This is a genomic window from Ruegeria sp. AK11, from assembly GCF_056541095.1.
Map to the genome: position 1 here is coordinate 1 of NZ_JBQFXU010000043.1, position 649 is coordinate 649.

At 63.2% G+C, this 649-nt stretch carries 1 protein-coding gene; it reads right to left on the reverse strand.

Going from position 1 to position 649, the window contains the following annotated elements; genetic code table 11:
• Nucleotides 1-649, reverse strand: a 649-nt coding sequence (locus ACR0D9_RS20620) for a DUF5801 repeats-in-toxin domain-containing protein (RefSeq protein ID WP_480540107.1), incomplete at both ends; no start/stop codon positions are given.

Genomic DNA, 649 nt, shown 5'->3' on the forward strand with positions numbered 1-649 from the left:
ATTTCAAAGGCCGGCCCGTCATCGGTGAACGAGATTTTTTGGGTGAGGTCGACATAGTCCGTCGCGGTGTCCGCGGCGGTCTCGGCATCGCTGAGGGTGCCGACCAGACGGATCGCATCGGTCAGGGCCGCGCCCAATCCGGTGACATCCGAGGCATAGCCCGAGGTATCTGCCGAACTGTGCTCGACCGCCCGGTTCTGGGTCAGCGTCACCGCGCCGGTGCTGCTGACGACCGAGACCGAGAACACGACTTGCCCGCCCGAGGTTTTGCCCTCGATGACGCCAGCATTGTTGCTGAGAACCACGGTGTCTCCGGTGGCGGTGTCTTTCAGGGTCACCGACCCGGCATTGGAGCCCAGTTCAAGACTGTAGACCAGCGCGCCCAGGCCATCTTCGCCCGGATCATTCGTGGTCACGTTGAACAGATCGCCCACACCTTCGGTGTCCGTATCCGGCCCACCCGTCAGATCGGCGTCATCCGTCTGCAGGACCGCGGTGCCCAATTCCATTTCAAAGGCCGGCCCGTCATCGGTGAACGAGATTTTTTGGGTGAGGTCGACATAGTCCGTCGCGGTGTCTGCGGCGGTTTCAGCATCGCTGAGGGTGCCGACCAGACGGATCGCATCGGTCAGGGCCGCGCCCAATCCGG